The organism is Blastococcus sp. SYSU D01042, from assembly GCF_054050515.1.
Window position 1 is genome coordinate 46,669 of the sequence record NZ_JBJGZM010000001.1, and the last position, 25,445, is coordinate 72,113.

The window sequence follows — 25,445 nt, forward strand, 5'->3', positions numbered from 1 at the left end:
GTCCGGCTCAGCGCACCGGTTGCCAGTCGGTGCCCTCGCGCAGCGACGGCTTGAGCACCTTGCCGCCGGGGTTGCGGGGCAGCGGCTCGGACCGGACGACGACGTACTGCGGGACCTTGAAGTCGGCCAGGCGCTCCCGCGCGAAGGACACCAGGTCGGCGGCGTCGAGGGTGCGGCCGGGCAGCGGCACGACCACCGCGCCCACCTTCTCGCCCATCATCGGGTCGGCGACGCCGATGACGGCCACCTCGCCCACGGCCGGGTGCGCGGCGAGAGCGTTCTCCACCTCGACGCAGTACACGTTCTCGCCGCCTCGGTTGATCATGTCCTTCTTGCGGTCGACGATGGAGACGCGTCCCGCGTCGTCGATGCGGGCCAGGTCGCCGGTGCGCAGCCAGCCGTCGACGAAGGTCTCCGCGGTCTGCTCGGGCTTGCGCCAGTAGCCCGCGACGACGTTCGGCCCGCGGACGAGCAGCTCCCCCACCCCGGTGTCCGGGTCGGGCGCGTCCAGGTCGACGTCGACCACGGGCGCGGGGTAGCCGACGGAGTCGGCGTGCTCGGCGGCGTCCTCGTGCGGCAGGTACGTCGAGACCGACGAGGTCTCGGTGAGGCCGAAGCCGTTGCCGACCCGGGCCGTCGGGAACGCCTGCTGGATGCGGTGCACCAGGTCCGGGGCGATCGGTGCGCCGCCGTAGCTGAGCGAGACGACCGAGGAGGTGTCGTACCCGGCGAAGTCCGGCTGCTGGAGGGCCAGCCAGTAGATGGCCGGCACCGTGGTGAGGACGTCGACGCGCTCGTCCTGGATGGCGCGGAGGAACGCCCCCACCTCGAACGCCGGCATGATCACCGACGTCCCGCCGACCGCGGTGACCACGAGCAGCTGCGAGTTGCAGCCGGTGACGTGGAACAGCGGGACCGAGATCAGCGTCGTCCGCGGCTCGCGGCCCAGGTCCAGGCAGCGCAGGCAGGTCTCGACGTTGGACAGGAAGTTCTCGTGGGTGGTCATCGCACCCTTGGGGAAGCCGGTCGTCCCGCTCGTGTAGAAGATCCCGGCCAGGTCGGTGTGCTCCTGGTCGGTGGTCTCCAGCGGGTCGCCGTCGGGCAGCGGCTCGCCCGGCTCGCAGACGTGGGCGGCACCGGAGTCCTCGACGACGTACCGGACCTCCGGCTCGGCGAAGCGGGTGTTCACCGGGACGACGACGCCGCCGGCGAGCAGCGTCCCCCAGAACGCGAACACCCAGTCGTTGCCGTTGGGCAGCCGGTTGGCGACCCGGTCACCCGGCTGCACCCCGGCCGCGCGCAGGCCGCCGGCCACCCGGGCCGCGCGGTCCCACAGCTGCCGGTAGGTCACCCGCTCGCCGCCGAGCTGGACCAGGGCCTCGGCGTCGGGCCGCCGGTCGACCGCGGCGCGCAGCACCTGCGTCAGGTTCCGCGGCAGGTCCCGGTACCGGCGGATGCCGTCGGCACCCACGTCGATGCCGTCGCGCGGGAACGGGTAGCCCATGCCGACCTCGAGACCTCGTCGTCCGCTGCTGGTGCCCGGAGTCTGTCGGTGCCGGGGGCGCGCGTCCAGCCGGCCCCGGCCGGGTCAGCGACCGGGCGACGCCGGGCGGCGCCGCACGGCGCGCGCCCCCAGGACGACGGCGGCCACGATGAGGAACCCGCCGATGCCCTGCAGGCCCGGGGAGTCGTCCGCTCCGCCGAGCACCACGGCCAGGACGCCGAGGACGAACAGCGCGACGACGCCGGCGGCGGTGAGCGCGCCCCTCGCGGTCACCGGCGGCGCCGGCGGGTGCCGAACAGCCCGCGGGTGATCTCCCGGCCCAGCGACGAGGCCGCCGAGCGCGCGAAGGAGCGGAAGGCCGCGGAGCCGAGCACCTTGGCGACGAGGTCCTCGTCCTGCGGCTCCTCGCGGCGGCGCCGCGGCGCCGGCTCCTCCGCGGGCACGGGCTCCACGGGCTGCTCGCGGGCCGGCGGCGGCACGAGGCGGGCGGCCAGCTGCTCGTACGCCGACTCGCGGTCGACCGCCCGGCCGTAGGTGGCGTCCAGCGGTGAGGCGTCGACGGCCTGCTGCAGCGCCGCCGGGTCGGCCGGACCCATGAGCGAGCGCGGTGAGCGGAGCATCGTCCAGGCGACCGGCGTCGGCGTCCCGCGGTCGGAGAGCACGGTGACCGCCGCCTCGCCGATGCCGAGCGAGGTCAGCATCCCGGCGATGTCGTAGTCCTCGGACCTCGGGAAGGTCTTCACCGTCTTGCGCAGCGCGGTGGCGTCCTCGGGCGTGAAGGTGCGCAGCGCGTGCTGCACCCGGTTGCCGAGCTGGCCGAGCACGTCGGCGGGCACGTCGCCGGGGTTCTGCGTCACGAAGAAGACGCCGACGCCCTTGGAGCGGATGAGCCGGACGGTCTGGGTCACCGACTCCAGGAACGCCTTGCTGGCGCCGGAGAACAGCAGGTGCGCCTCGTCGAGGAAGAAGACCAGCTCGGGGCGCTCGACGTCGCCGAGCTCGGGCAGCTCCTCGAACAGCTCGGTGAGCAGCCACATGAGGAAGGTGGAGAACAGCGCCGGCCGGTCCTGCACGGCGGGCAGCTCGACCGCGCTGATGACCCCGCGCCCGTCGGCGGCGGTGCGGATCAGGTCGGCCGGGTTCCACGCGGGCTCGCCGAAGAAGACGTCGCCGCCGAGCTGCTCGAGGCCGATCAGCTCGCGCAGCAGCACCCCGGCGGTGCTGGCCGACAGCCCGCCGAGGCCCTTGAGGTCGGGCTTGCCCTCGTCGCTGACCAGCCAGCTGATGACCGCGCGCAGGTCCTTGAGGTCGAGCAGCGGCAGGCCGGCCTGGTCGGCGTAGTGGAAGACCAGGCCCAGCGAGCTCTCCTGGGTGGCGTTGAGGTCGAGCACCCTGGCCAGCAGCACCGGGCCGAAGTCGGTCATGGTGGCCCGCACCGGCACGCCGGGCCCGATGCCGCCCAGCGAGAGGTACTCGACCGGGAAGCCGGTGGGCGCCCAGTCGTCGGCGGTGGCCGCGACCCGCTGGGTGACCCGCTCGCTGCTCTCGCCGGGGTGCGCGAGGCCGCTCAGGTCGCCCTTCATGTCGGCGACGACGACGGGCACGCCGGCGGCCGAGAGCTGCTCGGCCATCAGCTGCAGCGTCTTGGTCTTGCCCGTGCCGGTGGCGCCGGCGATCAGGCCGTGCCGGTTGAGCATCGCCAGCGGCACGCGGACCTGCGCCTCGGGGTGCGGCCGGCCGTCGTGCACCACCGAGCCGAGGACGAGTGCCGGTCCCGACGACTCGTACCCGGCGGCGATCCGGGTGGCGACGTCGTCGCCGGCAGCGGGGTCGGTCGGGGCGGCGGGCGACGTCACGGCCCGGACGCTAGCGCCCCGCGGGAGGCGCAGCAGCCCCACGACCGCGCCCGCCGGTTTGCCGCTCCGGCAACGGGGGCTGGAGCCGACGGCCGGTCGTCGCGAGAGTGGAGGGGTGACCGGACGAGAACCAGATCCCGCGTTCCCTGCCGAGGGCTTCCTCGGCGATCCCGCCGAGCGGGCGGAGTGGGACGAGCGGTACGCCTTGCGGGAGGACCGGCTGTGGAGCGGCCGGCCCAACGGCGCGCTGCTGGCCGAGGTCGCCGGCATGACGCCGGGGCGGGTGCTCGACGTGGGCTGCGGCGAGGGGGCCGACGCCGTCTGGCTGGCCGGCCAGGGCTGGGACGTCACGGGGCTGGAGGTCTCCGGCGTCGCGCTGGAGCGGGCGGCCCGGCACGCGGCCGAGGCGGGCGTCGCCGTCACCTGGGTGCATGCCGGGCTGGTCGAGGCGGCGCTCCCGCCGGGCTCGTTCGACCTCGTCTCCGCCCAGTACCCGGCGCTGCTGCGCACCCCGGATGCCGCGGCCGAGCGGGCGCTGCTGGCCGCGGTCGCGCCGGGCGGGGTGCTGCTGCTGGTGCACCACGCCGGGATGGAGACCCACGTCCCGGAGGAGGGCCGTCCCGATCCGGCCGACTACGTCTGGCCGTCGATGGTCGCGGCGATGCTGGACGACGGCTGGCAGGTGGAGGTCGACGAGGAGCGGCCGCGGGTGGTGCCGGAGGGCGGCGCGGGCGCCCACCACGCGGACGACGTCGTGCTGCGGGCGCGCCGACTGCACTGAGACCGAACCGCGATCGCGCCCCGGAGCGGCGCGGCCCGGTGCGTGATCGACTGGGCGGGTGCCTCTCGTGGACCGGCTCGACCGGCTGCAGCGCCGCCATCCGGCCGCGGGTTTCCCGATCGCCGTCGTCTACAAGTACGTCGACGACACCGGGCCGTTCCTGGCCGCGCTGATCACCTACTACGCGTTCGTCTCGCTGTTCCCGCTGCTGCTGCTGTCCACGACCATCCTGGGCTTCGTCCTGGCCGGGAACCCCGAGCTGCAGGAGCGGGTGCTGGACTCGGCGCTCAGCCAGCTCCCGGTGGTCGGTGAGCAGCTGGGTGAGCCGCAGGGCCTCGGCGGCGGCACCCTCGGCGTCGTCGTCGGCATCCTGGGCGCGCTGTACGGCGGGCTGGGGGTGGCCCAGGCGGTGCAGCACATGATGAACACCGCCTGGACGGTGCCGCGCAACGACCGGCCCAACCCGATCCTGGCCCGCGGCCGCAGCCTGCTGCTGCTGGCCACCGCCGGGGTGGCGGTGCTCGGGACGACGGCGCTGTCGACGATCGGGACGGGCGGGGCCGGCTCGTTCGGCGTGCTCGTGCGGACGCTGGTGCTGGTCGCCTCGGTGCTGATCAACGCCTTGATCTTCACCTTGGTGTTCCGGCTGGCCACCACGCGGAAGCTGACGGTGCGCGACGTGCTCCCCGGGGCGCTGATCGCCGCCGTCCTGTGGCAACTGCTGCAGACCTTCGGGGTGAGCTACGTCAGCCGGGTGATGGACAGCGCCAGCGCCGTCAACGGGGTGTTCGCCCTGGTGCTCGGGCTGCTGGCCTTCCTGTACCTGGCCTCGGTCGCGGGCGTGCTGTGCGTGGAGATCAACGTGGTGCGGGTGGACCGGCTGTACCCCCGGGCGCTGCTCACCCCGTTCACCGACGCCGTCGACCTCACCCCCGGCGACCGGCGCAGCTACACCGGCAAGGCGAAGGCCGAGCGGCTCAAGGGCTTCGAGACGGTGCACGTCACCTTCGACCCGCCCGACCGCGACTGACCCCGGCTCACCAGCCGCGCATGTCGACCGGCCAGCAGTCGACGACGTCGTCACCGTCGACCAACCACATGCGCTCGTGCAGGGCGCAGGTCGGGTCGATGTGCGCGGGCACCAGCCGCACCCGGTCGCCGACGGCGGGCAGGGTGCCGCCCTCGGCCGGGGAGAAGACCGTGTGCTCGTCGGAGCAGTAGAGGACGGTGGAGCCCGGCAGGGTCGGGTTGCCGTGGTCCATGCCGAAGGCCTTGAGCCCGGCGTCGGCGACGGCCCAGCCCTTGGGGTTCACCGAGACGACGGTCGCCAGCACGGTGAGCGCCTGCTCGAAGGGGACGTCGTCCTGCGCGGCGTAGGCGGTGTCCATGAGCGCGTAAGACCCGGCCTGCAGCTCGGTGACCGCCTCGTTGGCGCGCCAGGTGCCGGTGCCGCCGCCGGAGAGGACGTCGCCGCCGACGTCGGCGTGCGCCTGCAGCAGCAGGTCCATGGCCTTCGCCGTCTTGCGGACCCGGTCCTCGCGGTCGGGCACCATCATCAGGTGGCCCTCGTAGCCCATGACGCCGCGGACGCCGAGGCCCGCGGATCGGGCGGCGTCGGCCAGCCGGCCGGCGTCCTCGGGGGCGCAGCCGCACCGCGGGAGCCCGACGTTGACGTCGATGAGCACCTCGCGGACGCCGCCGGCCACGGCGGCCTTCAGCACCGCGTCGGAGTCGACTGCGACGGTCACGCGGGAGCCGGCCTCGACCAGCGCGCCGAGCCGGCGCATGTCGAGCACCTCGTTGGCCAGCAGCAGGTCCTCCCCCAGGCCCGCGCGGGCGAGCACCTCGACCTCGCGGATGGTGGCGCAGGTGAAGCCGGTGTGCCCGAGCTCGGCCTGCCGCCTGGCCAGGCCGCTGGTCTTGTGCGCCTTGACGTGCGGACGCAGGCGACGGCCCGGCCAGACCTCCGCCATGGCCGCGAGGTTGCGGTCGAGCGCGCCGGAATCGACGACGAGCGCGGGGGTGGGGATCTCGTCGAGCCGCATGCCGCGACCTTGTCAGAAGCGGACCGCCCGGGGCGAGTGGCCGCCCGCGCGGCACGGGAGGGCAGGCTGGCGGGGCACTTGGAGCGGAGGAGGCGCGTGGACGAGGGACCCGACCTGCGGTGGCGCGCCGCGGAGGCGACGGACCTGCCGTTCATCGAGGCGGCGGAGCTGGACTACATCCGCGAGCGGGAGCCCGACCAGGAGGCGGCCTGGCTCGCCGCCGCTGACCGCAACCGGCAGCTGTGGGCCGAGAACCTGGCGCGGACGACGGTGGCCGAGGTGGGCGGGACGCCGGTCGGCTACGGGATGTGGGCAGTGCTGGAGGGTCGGGCCACCGTGGTCACCCTGCACGTTGCGCCGGCGCACCGCCGCTCCGGTCTGGGCCGCCGGCTGCTGGCGATCGTGGCCGAGGACGTGCGGCGGAGCGGGAACGACGTCCTGGAGGTGGGCGTGCACCGGGAGAACCCCGCCCGACGGCTCTACGAGACGGCCGGCTTCGTGCGCACCGGCGAGGACGGCGAGTACCTGCTGTTCCGCCGGGATCTGACCGGCTGACGCGGCTCAGCCCGCGTCGGCGACCCTCTGCGCGAGCCAGTCGGGCAGCGGCTCCAGGGCCCGGGGGAAGCGGCGCAGCTCCTCGGCGTAGTCCTCCGCCGTCAGCGGCTCGCCCGCGGGCTCGAGGTTGTAGTTGAAGCCGGGGCTCAGCTGGCCGGCGGCGCGGTCGACGGTGAACTCCAGCTCGAGCCAGGTGCCGCGCTCGGGGGTCCACATGAGCTGCTTGAGCTCCTCGACGGCGGCGCGGACCTCGCCGGGTGCGCCCTGCAGGTCGACGGGGCCGTCGGCGGTGGTGGCGGTGAGCCGGTCACGGCGGCGCGCGCCGACGAGCATCGCGCCGTAGCGCAGGTGGGTCCACTCCTCGGGTGCGGCGTCGATGAGCCCGCCGGCGATCTCGCGCACGACGGCGGTCTGGTCACGGGCGGGCAGGCTCTCGGCGACCTGCCAGGCGACGGTCACGCCGTCCGGGTGCAGCACGTGCCCGGCGGCCTTGAGCACGTCGACGATCGCCTGCGGCGGCTCGCCGACGGTGTGCAGCAGGACGACGGCGGGCTCGCCGGCCTCGCGCTCGGCGATCTGCTCGGTCTTGAGCGCGTAGATGTAGGCGTTGAGCTTGGACCGCAGCTCCTCGGCCAGCGCCGGGGTGCTGTCGGGCGTGTAGGGCCGGTCCTCGGTGACGAGGAGGGTGAGCAGCCCGTCGGAGGCCCGGGCGATGGAGTCGATCGTCTGCGCGTCGCGTACGGCCACGCAGCCATCCTTCCCCGCCGATCGGGCATCCGGCTCGTCGGCCGGTCAGCAATCGACGAGCCGTCCCTCGGAAGAGACCAGCTGGGTCAGCCGCGCCGGAACATGAGTGCTCGCACAGCGATCACTCGCATCCGACCCCGTCGTTGTCCCGGTCGAACTTCTGCTGCCAGCCTGGGTCGCCGGGGCGTATCGGGGCCTTACCAGCGGCGCGCACGGCGTCGCAGTTCGCGTAGTAGGCGCCCGGTGCCGGTGCCGGTGCCGGGGCCGGTGCCGGTGCTGGCGGTGGAGCCGGCGCCGGAGCGGGTGGCGGGGGCGGAGCGGGCGCCGGGATGAACGGTTGCGGTGCGGGCGCCGGCACCGGCACCGGGATGACCGGCGCGGGTACGGGTGCGGGCAGTGGCGTGGGAGCGACGGGCGCCGGCGGGACGACCGACGATTCCGGCAGGGGCGGAGGGGAGGGAGCCGGAGCCGGAGCCGGCGCCTCGGCGCTCGGAGCGACGACGCCTCCCGGAAGAGGTTCATCCGGACAGGCGTCGAGGATCGTGGCCATGGCGTTCTTCTCGGCCTGGGTCACCCACAGGCCGTAGCTCAACTTCACAGCGACCTGCCGGGCGACGTACGCGCAGCGATAGGCACGGTTGGGGGGCAGCCACGTCGCGGCGTCCCCGTCGCCCTTCTGCAAGTTCAACGGCCCGTCCACCGCCAGCAGGTTCAGCGGGTCGTTGTAGAACGCGCGCCGGCGCTCGGCGTTCCAGGCCTGCGCGCCCTTCTGCCATGCATCGGAGACCGCGACCACGTGGTCGATCTGCACTGCCTCGCTGGTGGTCTGCCCTCTCACGAAAGCGATGGCCCGGCCGGAGTACGGGTCGGCCAGGTCGCCGGAGACGACGACGCAGTTGCGGGTTCCTGGCTTGAACTCGTCGCCGGTGAGATCGCGGGCGAGCACGTCGTTGCGGGTATCGCAGCCGTTGCGATCGGTGTCGCCCCAACCGGATCCGAACAGGTCTCGGGCGTATCCGGTCTTCGGTGCTCGTCCCTTGACCTCGAGTGCCGCCATGGCGGCGAGAGCTGTTGTCGGCGCCGCGGCTTCGACCGCCGCGCCGGCCGCGTCATCCGGGAGGACGCCGCTCGACGGACTCCTCACCAGGCCATCGGGAGCGATCGCTCGTTCGTCCGTCTCGGCGAGGGCGAGTGCGTTCTCCGCGGCAGCGATGTCCAGTTCGGCCGCATCGCGACTGGGCGCTTCCTCAGTCGTGTCCGCCGGTGCGCTGGTGTCGGCCTGCGTCGGCGGCTGAGCAGGAAGCAGGGCGCCGCCGACGATGAAGATGACCAAGCCACCCGCGACGACTGCGCCGCCCACCCTCCGAGAAGTGATGCGAGCCCATCCGACCTGGCCTCGGACGGCCGCCACGACGCCGACGCCCAGGACGACGAGTCCGCTGAGGACCAGGGCCCCGCCGACTCCGACCAGGAGGGCGCCCAGCAGCACGACAAGCGCAGCGACCGCGACGGTGAGCGCCTGCGGGGACCGCAATCCCCTGGCGGCCACCGGGAGCGATTCGGCTTCGGGAAACGCTGGTGGTGGAAGTGGCGCCGCTGACTGAGGCGCGGTCGTGGGAGTCGGCGACGGAGGCGCTGCCGTAACGGCGGTCGGTGCAGGTGCTTGCTTGGCCCGCGACCACGACACGGTCTCCGGCGCGAGACCGGGGACCGGCGGCACCGCAGATGCCCCTGATGGGCCGGAAGCCGCCGTCGCCTTCCCATGCTCAATCGTCCCCGCCCAGCCGGCGAAGGCCTCGAGCGCTGCGATGTCGACGGTGCCCAGCGGGAACTGCACATTGCTCGCCGTGGGCACCGCGCCGGGCAACGTCAGGGCGAACTCTCGCAACCCCTTGGCGCCCGCGCTGAGCCTGCTTCCGTCGAGATAGAGAGTGACTGACCTGGGTCCGCGGCCCCGGAGCACCAGGCGCAGGTACTTCCCGTCGCCTTTCGCGGGCGGGATCGGGACGTAGCCCAACTCATGGGCGCGGGTAGCAGCGGCCCGCATCATCGAGTGCCCGGACTTGCTCTCGTGGTGAGCCAGGATGGCGGCAGCAGCAGGATCGAACATCGGGCCCCCGTTCTCCGCCGTCTACCCGAAGCTCTCAGAGCTGTCGCGTCCGGCGCCGGGGAGTGTGACCCCACGGTGGCGGCTGACGGAAGATGGGCGGCCCTGCCCGTTCTCGGAACCGGCGTGTCCCAGCGGACGCGCCGCGTCGTCAGAGCCGGGCGCAGCCCAGGCTGGCCCGGCTGAGCGTCGTGTCAGCGGTCCGCGCGCCGCTGGTAGCGGGCGGCGCGCTTGGCGGCGGCGGCACGCTTGCGCTCGCTCTCCAGCCGCTGGCGCTCGATGCCGGCGCGGTCGCGGTGCGCCAGGGCGGTCCCCACGGGGTAGCCGGCCTTCTTGACCCGGGTCTCCGTCGACTCGGCGATGTAGGCGGTCGAGTAGATGAGCGCCAGGAAGATGCCGAGCAGGCACATGCCGACGCGCAGCCCGAAGCTGCCGGGCACGAAGACCATGATCAACGCGATCGGGACCGCGAGCTGCACCATGCTGCGGGCGGTGTGCCGCATCCACCAGGTGCTCGTGGTGGTGTCGAACAGCACCCAGCTGCGGTGCCGCCGGGGCAGCCGCCCGCCGAGGGCGTACCAGAGCCACAGGTGCGGAGCAGGCCGGACGATCGGCTCTGCGCTCTCGACGGAACCCGTCACGACGCCACCTCTCGCGCGGCCGCAGCGTCGCGGGAGCGGGCGAGCGCTTCCTGCGACGTGGCGATGACGTGGGTCAGCACCTCGTGCAGGTGCATCAGCTCGTCGACCGGCATGCCGAGCCGCTCGACGATGCCGGCGGGGATCTTCTCCGCCTCCTCGCGCAGCGCCTTGCCCTTGTCGGTCAGCGCGAGGGCGAGGTTCCGCTGGTCCTGCGGGTCCCGCTCTCTCCGCAGCAGCCCCGACGCCTCGAGCCGCTTGAGCAGCGGCGAGAGCGTGCCCGGGTCGAGCTGCAGCAGGTGAGAAAGCTTCTTCACCGACAACGTCCCGTACTGCCAGAGCGCCAGCATCACCAGGTACTGCGGGTGGGTCAGGCCCAGCGGCTCCAGCACCGGCCGGTAGATCGCGACGACGTTGCGGGCGGCGACCGACAGGGCGAAGCACACCTGGCGGTCCAGCGCGAGGACGTCCTCAGCCTCGGCGGTGATCCGTGGCCCGGTTGCTGCCTTCACCGTTCCACCGTAACACCAAGTGGCCCAACCATTGGTGCACCATGCATCACACCGCCGTCCCGAGCGGCACATTCAACCGTCGACGTACCGGTCCCGCTCCACGACGAACTGCCCGGTCGCGGTGTTGGCGTCGACGAACTCGGGCAGCAGCGGGATCCGCACGGTCACCGTCACGCAGACGGAGAACCGCTCGCCCGGCATCAGCGACGGGATGTACGAGCCGGCGGCGTCGCAGTCCGCACCGGACGGCGCGTACTCGACCCGCACGTCGGTCGCCTCGACCGACTGGTCCTCCACCGCCAACTGCGCGGCCCTCAGCGCCTGCTGCTGCCCGGTCGCCGGGTCGTCCGCGGTACCGATCGCACGCCCGGCCTCGCGGGCCGCCGCGTTCGCCGCGAACACCCCGCGCTGCACCGCCGAGAACCCCGCCACGATGTAGACCAGCGGCACGAAGGCGACCAGCGCGATGAACACGAACTCCACCAGCGCCGAGCCGCGCTCGCCCTCGAGCTGCCCGAGCCGGGCGCGCAGCCACCTCACGCGCCCTCCTTCACCGCGCGGCCGGTGACCTCCAGCGGCAGCAGGTCCCCCAACGACGACAGCAGCGAGGGCACCGCTCCGGAGCAACGGACGACCACCAGCGTCAGCCCGCTCGCATCGGTCTCCTCCCCCGACGTGCACGCGAGGCCCGCGGCCGTCCGGTCGTTGGTGGCACGCCCGACGACCTCCAGCGTCCGCGCCGCACCCAGCGCGGAGTCGACGTCGGCGTTGGCGGCGAAGCGGGCGCCCTCCTGCGCGCTCGCCGTCACCACGTTCCGCACGTGCGCGTAGACCGCCACCTGCAGCACCGCCAGCAGCAGCGCCACGACCAGTAGCGAGACCAGCACGAAGTCGACGACGGCGCTCCCGCGTTCGCCGTCGTCATCGGAGAGGCGCCGGCTAACCCGCACTCGTGACGGAGGTGAGCGCATTGGTCACCGCGTCGACGATGGCCGTCCGGAACGGCACGAGGATGGCCAGCACCAGCGCCGCCGTCATCACCGTGATCATGACCCAGCCGGGGACGTCACCCCGCTCCGGATCGTCGGCCTCGAGCCGCGCGCTCAGGGCCGCGAGGGCCGCCACCAGGTGTGCGAACGGGCGCATGGCGCGTCCTTTCTCCGTGTCCGCCGGCATCACTGCGCCAGCGAGACGATGCTGATCAACCCCGGGAAGAGGGCGAAGAGGACAGTCACCGGCAGCACGAGGAACACGACCGGGACCATCATGGCGATCTCCTTGCGGCCGCCCGCCTCGAGCAGCCGGCGCTTGCCGGCCTCCCGCACGTCGGCGGCCTGGGCCCGCAGCACCTCGGCCAGCGGGGTGCCCCGCTCGATGGCCACCAGCAGGCCGTCGATGAAGCGGGCCAGCGGGTCCAGCGAGGTCCGGTCGGCGACATCCTGCAGCGCCTCGGTCAACGACACCCCGGCGCGCGCCCGGCCCAGCGCGTCGCCGAGCTCGCGGGCCAGCTCGCCCCCGGACAGCCGCGTCACCCGGGCGATCGCCGCGGCCGGGCTCTCCCCCGCCGTCACCGCCAGCGCGAGCAGCTCGGCGACCACCGGGAACTCCGCGAGCAGCAGCTCCTCGCGCCGGTTCACCTGCTGGGTCAGCCACCAGTCTCGGCCGAGCACCCCGCCGACGAGGCCGGCCACGCAGAGCAGGCCGGCGCTGAGCACGTTGAGGCTCCCCGCCGCGGCCGAGCCGATCCCCGCGACGGTGACACCACCCAGCAGCCCGAGCCCGCCCCACACCACCTGCTCGACGCGGAAGTCCTCGACGCTCACCTCACCGCCGAGCGCGTCCAGGCGACGGCGCACCGCGGCCCGGCCCCCGAGCAAGCGGTCGACGACGCGGGCGCCGTCCGCGACCGCGGGCCCGAACACCCGCCGGACGGCGACGAGCAGTCCCGGTTCCGTCGCCGTCCCCAGCAGGCGGGACGGCGGCGGGGTGTCGTGCACGTAGGGCGCGAGCCGGTCGACCAACCGCACCGAGCGGAACGGCGGCGCGTAGCGGACGGCCAGCACCAGCCCGCCGGACGCGACCAGCCCCAGCAGCATCCCCGCGACGGCCGGGCTCACTGGAGCACCCGCACGTCCTGCGGCAGCCGGCCGATCCGCAGCATCAGCCGGTAGGCCACCACGCAGACCGCGCCACCGACGACCAGGATCACCGTGCCCAGCGCGGTGTCGTACGCCGCGAGCGTCGTCGACTGGGTCGCCAGGAGGAGCAGCACCAGCCACGGCGCGGCGACGGCCAGCCGCGCGGCCGACACCACCCAGCCCTGCCGGGTCTCCAGTTCCGCCCGCGCCCGGGCGTCCTCGCGCAGGAAGGTCGCCAACGTTCGCAGCACCCGGCCCAGGTCGCTGCCGCCCACCTCTCGGGCCACCCGCAGCGTCTCGACGATGCGGTCACCCACCGGGTCGGCGAGGTCCGCCTTGAGCCGGTCGAGCCCCTGCGCGAACCGGCCGCTCGAGCGGTAGTCCGCGGCGAAGCGGGCGAACGGCGGGCGCAGCACCTCGGGCCCCCGGGTGCCGAGCGCGGCCAGCGCCTCGGGGAGCGACATGCCGGCCCGCACGGCGGACGACAGGTTGTCCACGACCTCCGGCCACACCTCGCGCAGGTCGGCCCGACGCTTCCCTGCCAGCCGGCGGACCTGCGCGTAGGGCAACGCGAAGCCGAACAGCGCGAACGCCAGGCTGACCGTCACGGTGCCGGTGGTCAGCAGCACGACGACCAGCACCAGCAGGGCGAGCCCGACCTGGAGCGCGAGCAGCTGCGCCGGGTTGATCCCGGTCAGGCCCGCCGCGCCCAGCAGCTGCTGGGTCCGGCCCGGCCGCCGGACCTCCGTCGACCGCTGCGGCGCCCGCGAACCGCTGCGCCAGATGAGCAGCAGACCGAGGCCGAACAGCAGCCCGAGCAGGGAGCCGGTCACGCCAGCAGCCCGGCCAGGTCGATGCCGCGCGCGGCGAACCGGTCGGCGTGCGGCGGGTAGCCGTCGGCGCGCACCAGACGGCCGTCCCTCGTGGTGAAGACGTCCGCGGTCTCGATGACGCCGCCCTCGGCCCGTCCAGGCAGCGCCACGATCTCCCGCACGCGCCGCTGGCCCGAGGGGTCGGTGCCCACGTGCACGACCAGGTCGACGCTGGACGCCACGGTGGGGACGACGAAGGCCGTCCCGATGTTCTCGCCGGCCAGCAGCGGCAGCGTGCACATCTTGACCACGGCCTCGCGGGCGCTGTTGGCGTGCAGCGTGCACATGCCCGGCAGCCTCGGATTACCGAAGTGCGCATGAGCGACTGGGCGAGGAGTCGCAGACCTCCTGGGCATGCCAGGCAGCACTTCCCGATCTGAGAGGCCCACCGTGACCCGAGCCGTCCTATACCTCCGCCTCTCCGAGAGCGATGAGGCATCTACCTCCATCGCTCGGCAGGAGGCCGACCTTCGTGCTCGCGCCGCCCGTGAGGGCTGGACCGTCGTTGACGTCCTCGTGGATGACGGCGTCTCCGGCGGCAAGCGTCGTCCGAAGGCGGATCAGGCGCTCTCGATGCTCCGCGACGGGGCCGCCGAGGTGCTCGCCGTGTGGAAGATGGACCGCTGGACCCGGCAGGGCCTCAGCGCCCTCGCCGACCTATTGGAAGTGCTGGAGCAGCGCCCCGAGGCGACCTTCGTTGCAGACCGAGACGGCCTTGACTCGACCGCCGCGACGTGGGACCTGCACGCCGGGATGCTCGTCGCCGTCGCCAAGATGGAGCGAGACAACACCAAGGCGCGGGTCAAGTCATCGGTGGACAGGCTGCGCCGCGTAGGCCGGTACGCCGGTGGCAACCTGCCGTACGGCTACCGCTCCACCCCGAATCCCGAAGGTCCCGGCCGAGTCCTGGTGATCAACGAGGCGGAAGCGGCCGTAGTCCGCGAGGCCGCCTCCCGCGTGCTCGCCGGTGAGTCCATCTACGCCATCTCCCGTGACCTCAATGCCCGCGAGATTCCGACGAGGCGGCCCTTCAAGGACAAGGAGAAGACCAAGCCGAGAACTTGGAGCATTCAGGCCCTCCGCCAGGTCCTCACGGCGGACGCCATCCTCGGCCGCATCACCCACCGAGGCGAACTGCTCCGAGGCGAGGACGGCCTACCTTTCACGGTCTGGCCTCCGGTTCTGGACCTGGAGACCTGGACGCGGGTCCGCTCCGCGCTCGGCGTGGGCATCCCTCGCGGAGTCCGGCCGCCGCGTCGTCGCCGGTCCGGCCTGCTCTCCGGCCTCGTCACGTGCGCCGGGTGCGGAGCCCCTCTCTACCTCCGGTCCAACGGTGCAGGCCATGCCGCCTACGGCTGCTCCGCCCGCTCGAACGGTCGTCCGTGCGACGGGGTAAGCATCTCCGCCGACGCCGTAGAGCGGCACGTCGCCGAGGTCTTCCTCTCCGGTGTCGGCGACCGCGAGGTCATCGAGGAGGTCATCGAGGCCGGCCCCGATGCCGCCGCCCTCGCCGAGGTCCAACGGGCCATCGAGGAGACCGCCCGCGAGATGACCGCCGACGACGCCGACCCCGTGGAGCTGGGCCGCCGCCTGGCACTCCTCAAGGAGCGACGGGCCGCCCTCAAGGCCGCCCCCCAGGAGCCGACGGTCCGGCTGGTCCCCACCGGCCGCACCTACTCCGAGGCGTGGGAGGCCGCCGACCTGGACGGCCGCCGGGCCATCCTCGGAGCCACCCTCGCCGTCCTCTCCGTGCGCAAGGGCCGCCGAGGGAGCCGGATCTTCGACCCCGCCCGCGTCGTGATGATGAGCAGCCCCGCCCACGTCGCAGGGGTGAGTACCGATCCCAAGGACCGCTGGGCCGTTGTCGCGGACGCTGCGTAGATCGGACGCCCACATCGCTCGCCTCGTGGACGCCGCCGCCCCGCCCCTGTCCGCCGCCCAGCGCGACCGCCTCGCCCTAGCTCCTCCGGCCAGCGTCGTAGACCGGAGCGGCGTCGCGGCAGGACGCCCGAGGGTTGGCAATGCTCCACGAAAAGATCTTGTAGACGTATGGGCTTCTGCCTACCGGAATCTGAGCAAGAACTCCGTCGCTCGCAGACGTCCTTGGCATAGCCCCCCATCAGGGGCGGGCACGGCTCCGCTCTCGGTCGCCTCACTTTCGCTCCCTCAGAGGAAGGAGGGATCCCCTCTGTCCACGATCACTTGCCGCCGCTGCGGCCAGGTCGCCGACATCACCGGCCACTTCGGCCGCCCGCCCGCGTTCTGCGGACAGGAATGTCGGCTGGCTACCCACGCCGCCCGCCAACGCGCCAAGCGCGCCGCACTCATCTCTGAGCTGCACCAGCTCCGTCAGCAGGTAGCAACCGGCCACGTCGCTCAGGCGGCGTAGAGCCCACGATCCCCGACCTGGCCGGACCCCACGCAGCGCGCCCCTCGCTGTGGGGCCGAGGTCGGCGGGTGGCCTGGAGGTAGCCCAGCCACCCACCCGCTCCGGCGGCGTCTTCTCTCCCAGACGCCGCCGGGGCGGCCCCAGCTCCCGAGGTCGCCGCCTCGGAGAGGACGCCCGTGTCAGGCCGTCCTGGTCACTGGAGGACGGCCGACGCCGACCGCATGGACGGTCGGCGTCGGTCCCCACCGAGACCGAACATCCGGACCGAGGCTCCGCCCGCGTGTAAACGCGCCGCGTCGAGCCGGTTCCCACCAAGACCTCCGGCTCTGGCAGGCCGGAGGGGCTCTGGGTTGAGCAACCTCCCGGCGGGAGGTCCGTGGCACGTCAACGGCCGAGGGTGACTCCTCCGCCGGTCACGGATCTCCTGCCGGTCGTAGGTGCCCACACCCGCCAAGCCCCCGAAGCGCACCGAGCGCATGCCGTCTCGGCACGGGCCGTCATCCGTGCCTGCTCAACCCACCCCAGGACACCGCCTGTGTCCGCGAACGCCGAGGACTCTTCCTTGTTCCACGACCCCGCACGCACCTCCCTGACCCTGGCCGACTTCCTCTCCTACTTCCCCGACGTGAGAACCCAGGGCAACGGCTACGTAGTCAACTGCGCCGCCCACGACGATTCCGACCCCTCTCTCCGAGTGGCGTACAGCGCAGAGCGCAAGACCATCGCGCTCAGGTGCCGCACCGGCTGCACCACCGAGGACGTCATGGACGCTCTCAACCTCACGATGTCGGCCCTCTTCGACGTGGAGGTCGGCGACCTCACCGAGAGCCTTCGCACCGCCGACAAGAGCAACGCCGCGATCACCACCGGCGACCGTGCCGCCCTCCGGCACTACCTGGACCGGGCCACCGCCGCCCTGGAGGACTCCGGAGGTGACGCTCTCTGCTACGTCGCCCTCCGGTTCGGCGTCTCCGAGAGCCTCGCGTTGGAGCTGGGCCTTGGGTACGACGACGGAAACCTCGACGGTGGACGGCTGCGTCTCTCCCGCTCCCGCTTCCACGACACGGCCCGTCTTGTAGTGCCCTTCTACGACTTCGATGGCCACGCCCACGGCCTCCAGGCCCGCGCTCTGGACGACAAGGCCACTACGGTCCGCTGGTCCGGGCCGGTCAACCCGGAGGGGTCATCCTGGGGGAAGTACGGCGTCCTGCGGGCCTCCGATGCTCGGCCGGAGATCCTGGTGACGGAGGGACCGGGCGATGGCCTGACCGCTGTCGCCGTCGGATACGACGCCGTCTCCATCCGAGGAGCTGCTCTCAGCACCTCCCCCGCGCTGGCCGACCGGATCGCCGCCGGAGTGAACGGCCGTCCGGTGATCGTCGCTGGCGACAACGACGCCGCCGGTGAGCTGTTCGCCTCTACCGTCTCAGCGGCGCTCTCCACCCGCGCCATCGACGTCCGCCGCCTGAGCCTTCCCAGCGGTGTGAACGATCTCGCCGCCTGGCGCCATGCCGAGGGAGACCGCTTCCCTGCCGCCCTCGCCGAGGCCGTCTCGCAGGCCCGCGAGGTCAGCGAGCAGGGGCAGCCCGGGGGCCGCCGGGAGGCGTCCTACAACCCGGCGAGCACCGACGACGCCCACCTTGGTGCCCGGATCGCCGAGGAGCACCTCCGGGGCCGATGGGCCTGGTCGTCCGGCCTCGGCTGGCTGACGTGGGACGGTCGCCGCTGGGAGAACGTCCCCGAGACCGCCGCCCAGGAAGCCGTGCGGTGTGCCCTCATCGACGCCCACCGCCACGACCTGACCGTTGCGAACACCCGCCTGGAGGCCCGCCACGACAAGGCCCGCCGAGACGAGGACGAGGAAGCCGCGAAGGCCGAGCGGGACGCGGCGGCGGCGGAGCACCGCGACCGTCTCCGGGCTCTCCGGTCCTACTTCACCCTCGGCAAGATCAAGGCCGTCCTCAGCATCGCCAAGGGCGTGCTGATCGAGGACGCCGCGAGCTTCGACGCCGAGCCCTACCTCCTCAACGTCGGGAATGGCGTTGTGGACCTGCAGACCGGCGACCTCCGCCCCCACCGTCCTGAGCTGCGCTTCACCAAGATCACCGACGTCCACTACCAACCCGGGAGGGTCCACGCCGACTGGGAGGCCGCCCTCCAGGCCATGCCCGAGGACGTCCGGGAGTGGATGCGGCTCCGCTTCGGCCAGGCCGCCACCGGCTTCCCGCCGAGCGACGACATCGTCCCCTTCCTCTACGGAGGCGGGGCCAACGGCAAGTCCACCATCGTGACCGGCGTCCTCCAGGCTCTCGGCGACTTCGCCGTCGTGATCCCGGAGAAGGTCCTCCTCACCTCCCCCGGTGACCACCCGACCGAGATGATGACCCTCCACGGCCGCCGCCTCACCGTCCTGGAGGAGCTGCCCCAGGGCCGCTACCTAGACGCCAAGCGACTCAAGTCCATCGCCGGGACGGACCGCATCACGGCCCGCCTCATCGGCAAGGACAACATCTCCTGGACTCCGACCCACGCTCTGATCGTGACCACCAACTACGAGCTGCGGGTGGACGAGAACGACCACGGCACCTGGCGGCGCCTCGCCCGAGTGCCCTTCCCCTACCGCTACGGGGACGCCCCTGGGGACCTGCCCAAGGACCCCACCCTCCGGCCCCGAGTGCGGGACGGCCGGGACGGCCAGCATGAGGCCGCCCTCGCCTGGATCGTCTCCGGCGCCGTGGACTGGCACGCCGCCGGGGAGGTCCTCCCGAAGGCACCTCTCACGGTGGAGGAGTCCACCCGTGAGTGGAGGGGCACCGCCGACGTCCTGGGCCGCTTCTTGGAAGAGGTGACCGACTTGGACGAGGACGCCGCCGTCCTCTCCCGGGAGTTCTACGACGTCTTCCGAGCCTGGTCCGACGCCCACGGGTTCAAGGCATGGGGAGACCAGCTCTTCTGGGAGCGACTCAAGGGCCACGACGTCATGGCCTCCGGAGCCATCGTCCGCCCCAGCGGCACGGCCAGGCTCGGCGGCCGAAAGCTGTCCTCCGCCGTGGGGGCTGCTGCGCCGAGCGGTCCGGCTCGCTACGTCTTCGGCCTCCGCTTCACAGACGAGGCACGGGGCTACGTCGCTGGAGGGCGCCTCCTCGCCGGGTGATCCCGGAGAGGTGTGACGGGGTGTGACGGGGTGTTGAGGAGCTTCTCGGGAGGACTCAAGTCTCCCGAGAGCCTCCCTTGAACCCCGTCACACCCCGTCACACCGCCTGCCCGGCGACTGCGGCGAACTACGCCCCTCCCCGGACCCCTCCCCCACCCAAGGCCCCCACCGATCCCCGGCGAGGGCCTCTTACCTCTGCCCGAAAGACGACCCGCCCTCTTGAACTTCGCCACCATCACCTACCTCCGTCCGGCCACCCGCGATCACGCCTACCTCGTGGACGCCCGCTGCGAGCGTTGCCTCCGCGACGTCCTTCACGGCGCCGGGGACGACCTGGACAAGCTCGCCCTCGGGGACCGCCGCACTCACTGCGCCTGCCCCGGCTCCTACGAGCTGGTCGATCCCGACGGCGTTATCCCCCGCCGCGTCGCCGCGATCCGAGCCGCCGAGGCCGAGAAGAGCGCCCGGCGAGCTGCCCGGGTAGGTGCCCGATGACCGACCCCCTGGCCCGCGTCCGCCGCCACGACCCGGGGTGGTCCCTGGTCCGCAGCGCCGCCCACACCGCAGCTCGGGAAGCCCTCGCCGCGTGCGACGGGACCCCCGCCGGCCTCCAGGAAGCCGAGCGCGTCTTCCGAGATCAGTGGGGCGATGCCCCGCGATTCCTCGGCATCTTCGCCAACGAGCGGAGCCGTCACCGGGCGGCGTAAGCCCGGCATCCGAATCACCGAACCACAACCCTGGGAGATCCCGTGAACCCCCTCGTTCGACCTGTGAACCACCTCTACTCCGGCGCCCAACCAGCACCCAAGCCGGTCGACGGGCCGGTCATCGTCCGCGACAGTCGGCAAGCCGCCCGGCCCACGCTTCCCGACACGGACAACGCCCCCGTGACCCGCTCAGACATCGACCGCCTGGAGCGCCAACTCCACGAACTGCTCCAGGCCGTCCAGGGCATCAGCGCCCGCCTGGACCGCTGGGTCCCCGCCCAGGACTGACCACCGACTCCCCGGCCGCTGCCCGAAGACGGCCGCCGGGTTGAGCGCCAGGACGGGGCTGGCTCTGGCGGCTTCTTCCAGACCAGCCCCGTCCGCGTGCGCCGCCTACCGCCAGAGGAGAAGCCCCTCTCGGCGGCCCCACCCGACTCCGGAGAAGCCCCGGAGACCCCACCCCCACAAGGGAGATCCCCATGACCACGACCGCAACCCTGACCATCCCCAAGCTGCACCTCGGCAGCCGCCCGGAGGAGAGGCTGACCCACCTCGTCCTGAACTCCGAGCGGCTGCTCCGGGCCGTCCCCACCGCCGAGCTGGCCGACCTCGTCCGGTCCTACGAGGCCGCAACCGAAGCCGCCGCTGAGGCCCGCCGCTTGCCCGCTGAGCCCGACCTCACCGCCGAGATCGACGCCGCTCTCCAGGCCGGAGACCCCATCGACCCGGCCGCCCTCATGGACCGCGTCGGCCGCCTTGCGCACGTCAGCCTGACGGCTGGCCTGGGCAACGGTGACAAGACGCTCCCCCGCCTCGTCCTGGCAACCCCGAGGGTCCGCGTCATCGCCGTCCTGGACTCTGTGGCCCGGGCGTACAACGACCGCATCGTTGACCTGATCGGCAGCGACGAGGATCGCTACCTGGAGGACCTCGGCGAGAGCCTGGAAGACCTGCTCGACCGTGCCGAGCCGGTCGCCGAGAGCCTCGCCGGCATCGGCTCGGCCGAGGCCGCCATCCGCGCCCAGCGCGCTGACGACTGGGCTCGACTGATGGAACTGACCTCCGAGTACGCCACCCTGCGGGAAGAGCAGCGCGCCCTTCTCCGCCTCACCGGCGAGGACCTCGGCGGCCGGACTGCTCGACTCCTCCAGGCGTACTTCCGCACGCTGCACAACATGTGGCCGAACTTCGCCACCCACGTTCAGACCCCGCAGGCCGACCTCCTCGGTCAGACGGTGCCCGTCACCTTCAGCGCCCCGTTCGACGTCTTCGACGTGTCCTCGCCTCTGCACCTGCTCGCCGTCGTCCGGGGCCGGGAGTTGCTGAACCCGCACGTCGGACGGGGCGCCGCCGCCGTCTGAGCAACGCCCCGGCGGGGTCAGGGTCGTCCCGACGACCGACGCCTCGCCGGGGTCGCCCCGGCCCTCGGCCTACCGCCGCCGTCTGAGCAGAGCCTCCCAGGCTCGTCCGCCGAACGGCCGGACCGGAGTCAAGTACCGGGGGTGAGGTCGTCCGGCACCACGACCGATGGGCGCTTTGGCCGAAGCGTGGAACGCCCCTCTCCGAGCGACGTATGCCGAATTGGCGCTCCCGCAGGAAGGTTGACGGCCTGCCTGGCCGCCCGGATGAAGCGCTCGCGAGCCTGCTTCTGCTCCATGCGCATCTCTCTGAATTCCTCGCCACGCGGAAGGCCGTCTTCCTCAAGGAGTCGCTGAGTCATCTCCTTATCAACCCAATGCAGCTCTTCCGCTGCCCGGACCGCGGACTCATCGGCCAATAGTCGAATCCTGGTCAACGCGTCGTTCTGAGACTCATGGGCCTTGCCATACTGCGCCACGTACCTCGTTACGTCGATCTCCTCCCCCACGGCCCAAGCCGCCGGGAACTCGGCGAGGTAGTCGTACAGCTCGTGACTTGGGTGGTCAAAGCTCGCATCCAAGAACTGGACTTGCGCTTCTAGCAGCGATTCCCTCAACCACTTTCGCGTTTCACGTCGCCCCGTCAGATAGACGGTCAGCCCAGAAACCACGGCCGACAGAAACGCGATCACCGCCCCGGCGATCGCTACCCACGCAGTCACGTTCATGGGGCCAGTCTGCCCGCGAGGCGCACGGAATCTGGTCGCCCCGAGCCTCCCATGCCCTGTTGTCGTGCCTGCCCCGAGGTAGCCACCACCCGTGGCCTATGCCCAGCCCATGCCCGTGCGTACGAGGCTGCCCGAGGTACGACGGCCCAGCGTGGCTACGACTCCAGGTACCGGCGCACCCGAGAGGCAGCCCTACGAGGGGCCACCCATTGCCCCGTATGTGGTGACCCCTTCACCGAGGCCAACCCTGCGACGGGTGGACACCGACGAGCGCGACGAGCTGGGAGGCACAACAGCCGATGGCATCGAGGCTCAGTGTCGGAGATGCAACTACTGATGGCGACGGACCGGATTGTGACCTCGCTCAGCGCCCCTAGAAGCCTCTGACTCCTCACCCCGGCCCCCCCGTACCTCACCCTCCGTGTGCGGGACCCGGGGGGAGGCCCCCGGGCCCCCTGGCGGCCTAGACCGGTGGGAGGGCGCTCCGGGGTGAGCCGGGTCAAAACACTTCCGGGCAGCTCTGGCTACGCGGGCCTTACTAGTCCGGACGGCTCAGATCCAGGGACCGCAACGCGGCCGCCGCTTCCTTCATACGGCGCAGGCGCTCACGCTTCGCCGCCGACCACTGGTCGCCCATGTGCTCGTGAGCCGCCGCGTTGCACTTGCGGCACAGGGCGAACCCATCCATGAGCGTCTCGGCCTGCCTCTGTTGACGACCCGGCAGGGCCAGGCACCAGGAGCACCAACCGAACGGCACCGGGACGGGATCGAGAGGCATGGCCTGACGGTAAGGCCCGAGCATGCCGCCGCCAGCCACGACGCCCGGCCCACCCCTACTTCGAGTCACCACAAACAGGAGGACCCCATGACCAGCGGCGGCCACGCCCGCAGCGGTCCTGCTCCCGACCCGCTCGCCCTCCACCGAGGCGACCAGGCCGGTCAGGGCTGGCTTCGTCTGACCACCCCCACCGACCCGCCGCCGCCATGGCCTCTCGGCGACGAGCCCTCCGACCAGGAGGCCGCGATCTGGAACGACCTATGGCGGCGGCCACAGGCCACGGCCTGGCCGGTCTTCAACCTGACCCGCGAGGTCGGTGCCTATGCCCGCGCCCTCGCCCTCTTCGAGACCAAGCCGCACGCCGCGATGGGCACGCTCATCCGCCGGATGGGCGACGACCTCGGTCTCACCCTCGCCGGGGCGGCTAGAAACCGGTGGCTTCTGCCTCGTGCCGGTGAGGCCGCGACGCCGTCCGCCCGACCTCGGGCTGGCACCGTGCGCCCTTCGGGGCACAGAAGCGCCCGCGAGCGCTGGGCAGACAGGGGCATCTACATCGCTCCCCCGCCCTCCTCGCAGGATGAGTCGCATGACTGACTCCGCCAGCCCCGACCAGCCGCCCGCCTGGGCCAAGCAGTTGAGCGACGACATCGGCTACCTGACCGTGCGCCTCGGTGACATCGAGACCCAGCTCCGCGACATCAACGCCCAGCTCCAGACCATCGGCGACGTCGATGAGTTCGGGAACCCCAACTGACCTGACTCTGCCCGGCCGAAGGCCGTCATCCCGTCTCGGGATGGCGGCCTTCGTCATTCCTGACCACTCCTCCGAGGAGACCCACCCCATGACCACCACCCCCGAGATCGACGCCGCGAAGGAAGCCCTGGCCGCCGCCGAGACTGAGGTGGCCCGCCTCCAGGCCAACCTCCGAGCCGCCCTGGACGACCAGGCCGCCCGAGGTATCTCCGCCGAGGGCCGCGACGAGACCCCCCGCAACGGCACGAGCGCCGCCGCTGGCCGCGAGGAGGCCCTCCGGCGCTATGGCCGCACCAACTCCGGCCAGGCCGAGGCGGAGACCGACCGACAGCGAACCGCCCGACACCGCCGCGAGGACGCTGCCGAGGTGGACGCTGCAAAGGCGGCCCGGGGCCGGGCCGACGAGGGTAAGGCAGAGGCTCAGCGCCGCATCACCGACCGCGCCGGGAGGGCGGCGTGAGCGCCGACGGCCGCGAGACCACCGTCGCTGCGGGCAGGGCCGCAGCGGCACGCAGGCACGGTGGCCGGGTCAGTGAGGAGGCCTGCGTCCGTGAGGCCGTCCGAGGTGCGGTCCAGCAGGTTTTCGAGAACCCAAGCCCGCGTCCGGCCCCCGGCGAGCACAAGTGGCGTACCGCCCAGCGCAACGAGAGGGCTCGCCGATACGCCTGACACTGGCCAGACCCGCCGCTGCCTCGACTGTTCGGCGATGATCCAAGGTGTTCGGCGCCCGCACCCCTCGTCGGTCGCCCACAGCGGGACCGCTCAGGCTGCCCGAGCGACACGGCGTGGACGCGCGAGAGCCACAATGTGCGGCGCTGATCCGTCTTGCGCAGCCCCGGTCAGGCGGTCGCAAGCGGCCGACGCGCCGGGGTACCCGGCCCGGCCCAAGGGGGCGCCTCCACGCGGGGCACCCACGCATACACGGCCGCCCAGCGTTCACCGTCTCGGCGGTCCAGCCGGAAGTCGCTTCTCGTGGCCACGTCCGGGGAACGCCGAGGCAGGCTCAACGCGCAGGCGCGGGCGTGCGTGATCGCCGCGTCATCGTCCACAGCCTCGAACGATCCGACGACGGCCCGCTCGCCGAAGGTGATGCGGTAGGCAGACACGGCCGATGACGTTATGGCGTCAGCTCATGACGGCGTCGACGGCGCGCTCTGCAAACCCTCAGCAGGGGCACGGGGCGGGCATACGGCCCACCCGCCGTCGGGCCGTGTCTCCACAGTCGCTTCCCACTCGAACCAGGTGGCGCCTCGGAGTCCGGGGGCTTCGGTGGGTCCAAGCACGTTGAGGGTCGCCCAGTCGACGTTTCCGCCGCCGTCGATCGCCAGCAGCCGCAACTGCCCGCGCAGGCCGAGGTGGCTCGCTCGACGTCGTTGTACGGCATCGCCGCGGCCGCCCGGTACTTCATGCGCCGATCGTGACCAGGTCTAGGCGCCGCAGGGAATCCGACCGGCCACCGTCTCACCCGATGGGGCCGCCGGACCGGTACTGGAGGCCGTTCGCAGCTACTTCGGCTCGTTGTTCACCTCCACATCGGTGACGCGGACGAACGGGCGGAGATGTGCCCCTTCTGCGAGGAGCCGGAAGGCAACGGTGCTCGCCACGGCCTGCGGGTGGTCGGCCATGCCTCGGCCGGCTACCTCGGGAGACGCTCCGCCCTCGGACTGGATGTGTCCGCCCTCGTCGATGATGGCCTGGGCGGCCGTCCGCCAGTGCTCAGCGGTGAGCGCCTTGGCCGGCTCCTCGTCGAGGATCTCGAGGTCGAACTCCATGGTCACGCGGAAGACACTCATGCGGGCAGCCTGCCGCCTACACGCGCCAA

General features: G+C 72.5%; 26 protein-coding genes. 9 read left to right on the forward strand and 17 right to left on the reverse strand.

Annotation, left to right across the window (positions count from 1 at the left end; translation table 11 throughout):
• Positions 1 to 7: 7 nt before the first annotated feature.
• The 3 genes from ACI79H_RS00195 to ACI79H_RS00205 all read right to left on the reverse strand — a co-directional run bounded on the left by ACI79H_RS00195 (position 8) and on the right by ACI79H_RS00205 (position 3,360).
• Positions 8 to 1,504: a class I adenylate-forming enzyme family protein gene (locus tag ACI79H_RS00195; protein ID WP_456552347.1), complete on the reverse strand. Its 1,497-nt coding sequence runs from the start codon at positions 1,502 to 1,504 to the stop codon at positions 8 to 10.
• A gap of 84 nt (positions 1,505 to 1,588) precedes the next feature.
• A complete protein-coding gene (locus ACI79H_RS00200; RefSeq protein WP_456552348.1) occupies positions 1,589 to 1,777 on the reverse strand; it encodes a hypothetical protein in 189 nt (62 codons plus the stop codon).
• Complete coding sequence (locus tag ACI79H_RS00205; protein ID WP_456552349.1) at positions 1,774 to 3,360, reverse strand: helicase HerA-like domain-containing protein; 1,587 nt, start codon at positions 3,358 to 3,360, stop codon at positions 1,774 to 1,776. The genes ACI79H_RS00200 and ACI79H_RS00205 overlap by 4 nt, the downstream gene beginning before the upstream one ends.
• Before the next feature lie 115 nt (positions 3,361 to 3,475).
• On the opposite strand from ACI79H_RS00205, the gene ACI79H_RS00210 reads away from it, so the two are divergent.
• Together ACI79H_RS00210 and ACI79H_RS00215 are read left to right on the forward strand one after the other, a co-directional pair.
• Complete coding sequence (locus ACI79H_RS00210) at positions 3,476 to 4,141, forward strand: class I SAM-dependent methyltransferase (RefSeq protein ID WP_456552350.1); 666 nt, start codon at positions 3,476 to 3,478, stop codon at positions 4,139 to 4,141.
• Between the two features lie 58 nt (positions 4,142 to 4,199).
• On the forward strand, positions 4,200 to 5,171 hold the full coding sequence (locus tag ACI79H_RS00215) for a YihY/virulence factor BrkB family protein (RefSeq protein WP_456552351.1): 972 nt from the start codon (positions 4,200 to 4,202) through the stop codon (positions 5,169 to 5,171).
• A gap of 7 nt (positions 5,172 to 5,178) precedes the next feature.
• Here ACI79H_RS00215 and ACI79H_RS00220 read toward each other — a convergent pair whose 3' ends face one another.
• Positions 5,179 to 6,186, reverse strand: coding sequence for an alanine racemase (locus ACI79H_RS00220; RefSeq protein ID WP_456552352.1), 1,008 nt, complete (start codon positions 6,184 to 6,186; stop codon positions 5,179 to 5,181).
• A 96-nt stretch (positions 6,187 to 6,282) separates the two neighbouring features.
• Here ACI79H_RS00220 and ACI79H_RS00225 point away from each other — a divergent pair, with 96 nt between their 5' ends.
• Positions 6,283 to 6,741: an N-acetyltransferase family protein gene (locus ACI79H_RS00225; protein WP_456552353.1), complete on the forward strand. Its 459-nt coding sequence runs from the start codon at positions 6,283 to 6,285 to the stop codon at positions 6,739 to 6,741.
• A gap of 6 nt (positions 6,742 to 6,747) precedes the next feature.
• On the opposite strand, the gene ACI79H_RS00230 is transcribed toward ACI79H_RS00225, so the two are convergent.
• The 10 genes from ACI79H_RS00230 to ACI79H_RS00275 all read right to left on the reverse strand — a co-directional run bounded on the left by ACI79H_RS00230 (position 6,748) and on the right by ACI79H_RS00275 (position 14,042).
• A complete protein-coding gene (locus ACI79H_RS00230) occupies positions 6,748 to 7,488 on the reverse strand; it encodes a hypothetical protein (protein WP_456552354.1) in 741 nt (246 codons plus the stop codon).
• 121 nt (positions 7,489 to 7,609) lie between these two features.
• Positions 7,610 to 9,598 carry a GmrSD restriction endonuclease domain-containing protein gene (locus ACI79H_RS00235; protein WP_456552355.1) on the reverse strand — a complete coding sequence of 663 codons (1,989 nt, stop codon included), beginning with the start codon at positions 9,596 to 9,598 and terminating at the stop codon, positions 7,610 to 7,612.
• Positions 9,599 to 9,789: 191 nt separating this feature from the next.
• A complete protein-coding gene (locus ACI79H_RS00240; protein WP_456552356.1) occupies positions 9,790 to 10,236 on the reverse strand; it encodes a DUF5313 family protein in 447 nt (148 codons plus the stop codon).
• The gene (locus tag ACI79H_RS00245) at positions 10,233 to 10,745 is read right to left on the reverse strand and encodes a MarR family winged helix-turn-helix transcriptional regulator (RefSeq protein WP_456552357.1); all 513 of its coding nucleotides are present in this window, start codon (positions 10,743 to 10,745) and stop codon (positions 10,233 to 10,235) included. The genes ACI79H_RS00240 and ACI79H_RS00245 overlap by 4 nt, the downstream gene beginning before the upstream one ends.
• Before the next feature lie 72 nt (positions 10,746 to 10,817).
• Complete coding sequence (locus tag ACI79H_RS00250) at positions 10,818 to 11,285, reverse strand: hypothetical protein (RefSeq protein ID WP_456552358.1); 468 nt, start codon at positions 11,283 to 11,285, stop codon at positions 10,818 to 10,820.
• Positions 11,282 to 11,716 (reverse strand): TadE/TadG family type IV pilus assembly protein, encoded by a 435-nt coding sequence (locus ACI79H_RS00255; protein WP_456552359.1) that lies wholly within the window; start codon positions 11,714 to 11,716, stop codon positions 11,282 to 11,284. Before ACI79H_RS00255 ends, ACI79H_RS00250 begins: the two co-directional genes overlap by 4 nt.
• Positions 11,685 to 11,891, reverse strand: a complete 207-nt coding sequence (locus ACI79H_RS00260; RefSeq protein WP_456552360.1) for a hypothetical protein — start codon at positions 11,889 to 11,891, stop codon at positions 11,685 to 11,687. The genes ACI79H_RS00255 and ACI79H_RS00260 overlap by 32 nt, the downstream gene beginning before the upstream one ends.
• 29 nt (positions 11,892 to 11,920) lie before the next feature.
• Complete coding sequence (locus ACI79H_RS00265; RefSeq protein WP_456552361.1) at positions 11,921 to 12,862, reverse strand: type II secretion system F family protein; 942 nt, start codon at positions 12,860 to 12,862, stop codon at positions 11,921 to 11,923.
• Positions 12,859 to 13,716: a type II secretion system F family protein gene (locus tag ACI79H_RS00270; RefSeq protein WP_456552362.1), complete on the reverse strand. Its 858-nt coding sequence runs from the start codon at positions 13,714 to 13,716 to the stop codon at positions 12,859 to 12,861. Before ACI79H_RS00270 ends, ACI79H_RS00265 begins: the two co-directional genes overlap by 4 nt.
• Positions 13,713 to 14,042 carry a hypothetical protein gene (locus ACI79H_RS00275; RefSeq protein WP_456552363.1) on the reverse strand — a complete coding sequence of 110 codons (330 nt, stop codon included), beginning with the start codon at positions 14,040 to 14,042 and terminating at the stop codon, positions 13,713 to 13,715. The genes ACI79H_RS00270 and ACI79H_RS00275 overlap by 4 nt, the downstream gene beginning before the upstream one ends.
• A 67-nt stretch (positions 14,043 to 14,109) precedes the next feature.
• Here ACI79H_RS00275 and ACI79H_RS00280 point away from each other — a divergent pair, with 67 nt between their 5' ends.
• The 3 genes from ACI79H_RS00280 (at position 14,110) to ACI79H_RS00290 (ending at position 21,366) form a co-directional block, all read left to right on the forward strand.
• Positions 14,110 to 15,636 carry a recombinase family protein gene (locus ACI79H_RS00280; protein ID WP_456552364.1) on the forward strand — a complete coding sequence of 509 codons (1,527 nt, stop codon included), beginning with the start codon at positions 14,110 to 14,112 and terminating at the stop codon, positions 15,634 to 15,636.
• Between the two features lie 905 nt (positions 15,637 to 16,541).
• Complete coding sequence (locus ACI79H_RS00285) at positions 16,542 to 19,298, forward strand: phage/plasmid primase, P4 family (RefSeq protein ID WP_456552365.1); 2,757 nt, start codon at positions 16,542 to 16,544, stop codon at positions 19,296 to 19,298.
• A gap of 1,186 nt (positions 19,299 to 20,484) precedes the next feature.
• Positions 20,485 to 21,366, forward strand: a complete 882-nt coding sequence (locus ACI79H_RS00290; protein WP_456552366.1) for a hypothetical protein — start codon at positions 20,485 to 20,487, stop codon at positions 21,364 to 21,366.
• Between the two features lie 128 nt (positions 21,367 to 21,494).
• Here ACI79H_RS00290 and ACI79H_RS00295 read toward each other — a convergent pair whose 3' ends face one another.
• On the reverse strand, positions 21,495 to 22,091 hold the full coding sequence (locus ACI79H_RS00295; protein WP_456552367.1) for a hypothetical protein: 597 nt from the start codon (positions 22,089 to 22,091) through the stop codon (positions 21,495 to 21,497).
• A 538-nt stretch (positions 22,092 to 22,629) separates the two neighbouring features.
• Positions 22,630 to 22,869, reverse strand: a complete 240-nt coding sequence (locus ACI79H_RS00300) for a hypothetical protein (RefSeq protein ID WP_456552368.1) — start codon at positions 22,867 to 22,869, stop codon at positions 22,630 to 22,632.
• An 87-nt stretch (positions 22,870 to 22,956) separates the two neighbouring features.
• On the opposite strand from ACI79H_RS00300, the gene ACI79H_RS00305 reads away from it, so the two are divergent.
• The 3 genes from ACI79H_RS00305 to ACI79H_RS00315 all read left to right on the forward strand — a co-directional run bounded on the left by ACI79H_RS00305 (position 22,957) and on the right by ACI79H_RS00315 (position 24,083).
• Positions 22,957 to 23,463, forward strand: a complete 507-nt coding sequence (locus ACI79H_RS00305; RefSeq protein WP_456552369.1) for a hypothetical protein — start codon at positions 22,957 to 22,959, stop codon at positions 23,461 to 23,463.
• Positions 23,456 to 23,623, forward strand: a complete 168-nt coding sequence (locus ACI79H_RS00310; RefSeq protein WP_456552370.1) for a hypothetical protein — start codon at positions 23,456 to 23,458, stop codon at positions 23,621 to 23,623. The genes ACI79H_RS00305 and ACI79H_RS00310 overlap by 8 nt, the downstream gene beginning before the upstream one ends.
• 88 nt (positions 23,624 to 23,711) lie before the next feature.
• Positions 23,712 to 24,083 carry a hypothetical protein gene (locus tag ACI79H_RS00315; RefSeq protein WP_456552371.1) on the forward strand — a complete coding sequence of 124 codons (372 nt, stop codon included), beginning with the start codon at positions 23,712 to 23,714 and terminating at the stop codon, positions 24,081 to 24,083.
• A 1,045-nt stretch (positions 24,084 to 25,128) separates the two neighbouring features.
• Here the strand turns inward: ACI79H_RS00315 and ACI79H_RS00320 are convergent.
• The gene (locus ACI79H_RS00320) at positions 25,129 to 25,416 is read right to left on the reverse strand and encodes a hypothetical protein (RefSeq protein WP_456552372.1); all 288 of its coding nucleotides are present in this window, start codon (positions 25,414 to 25,416) and stop codon (positions 25,129 to 25,131) included.
• Positions 25,417 to 25,445 lie beyond the last annotated feature (29 nt).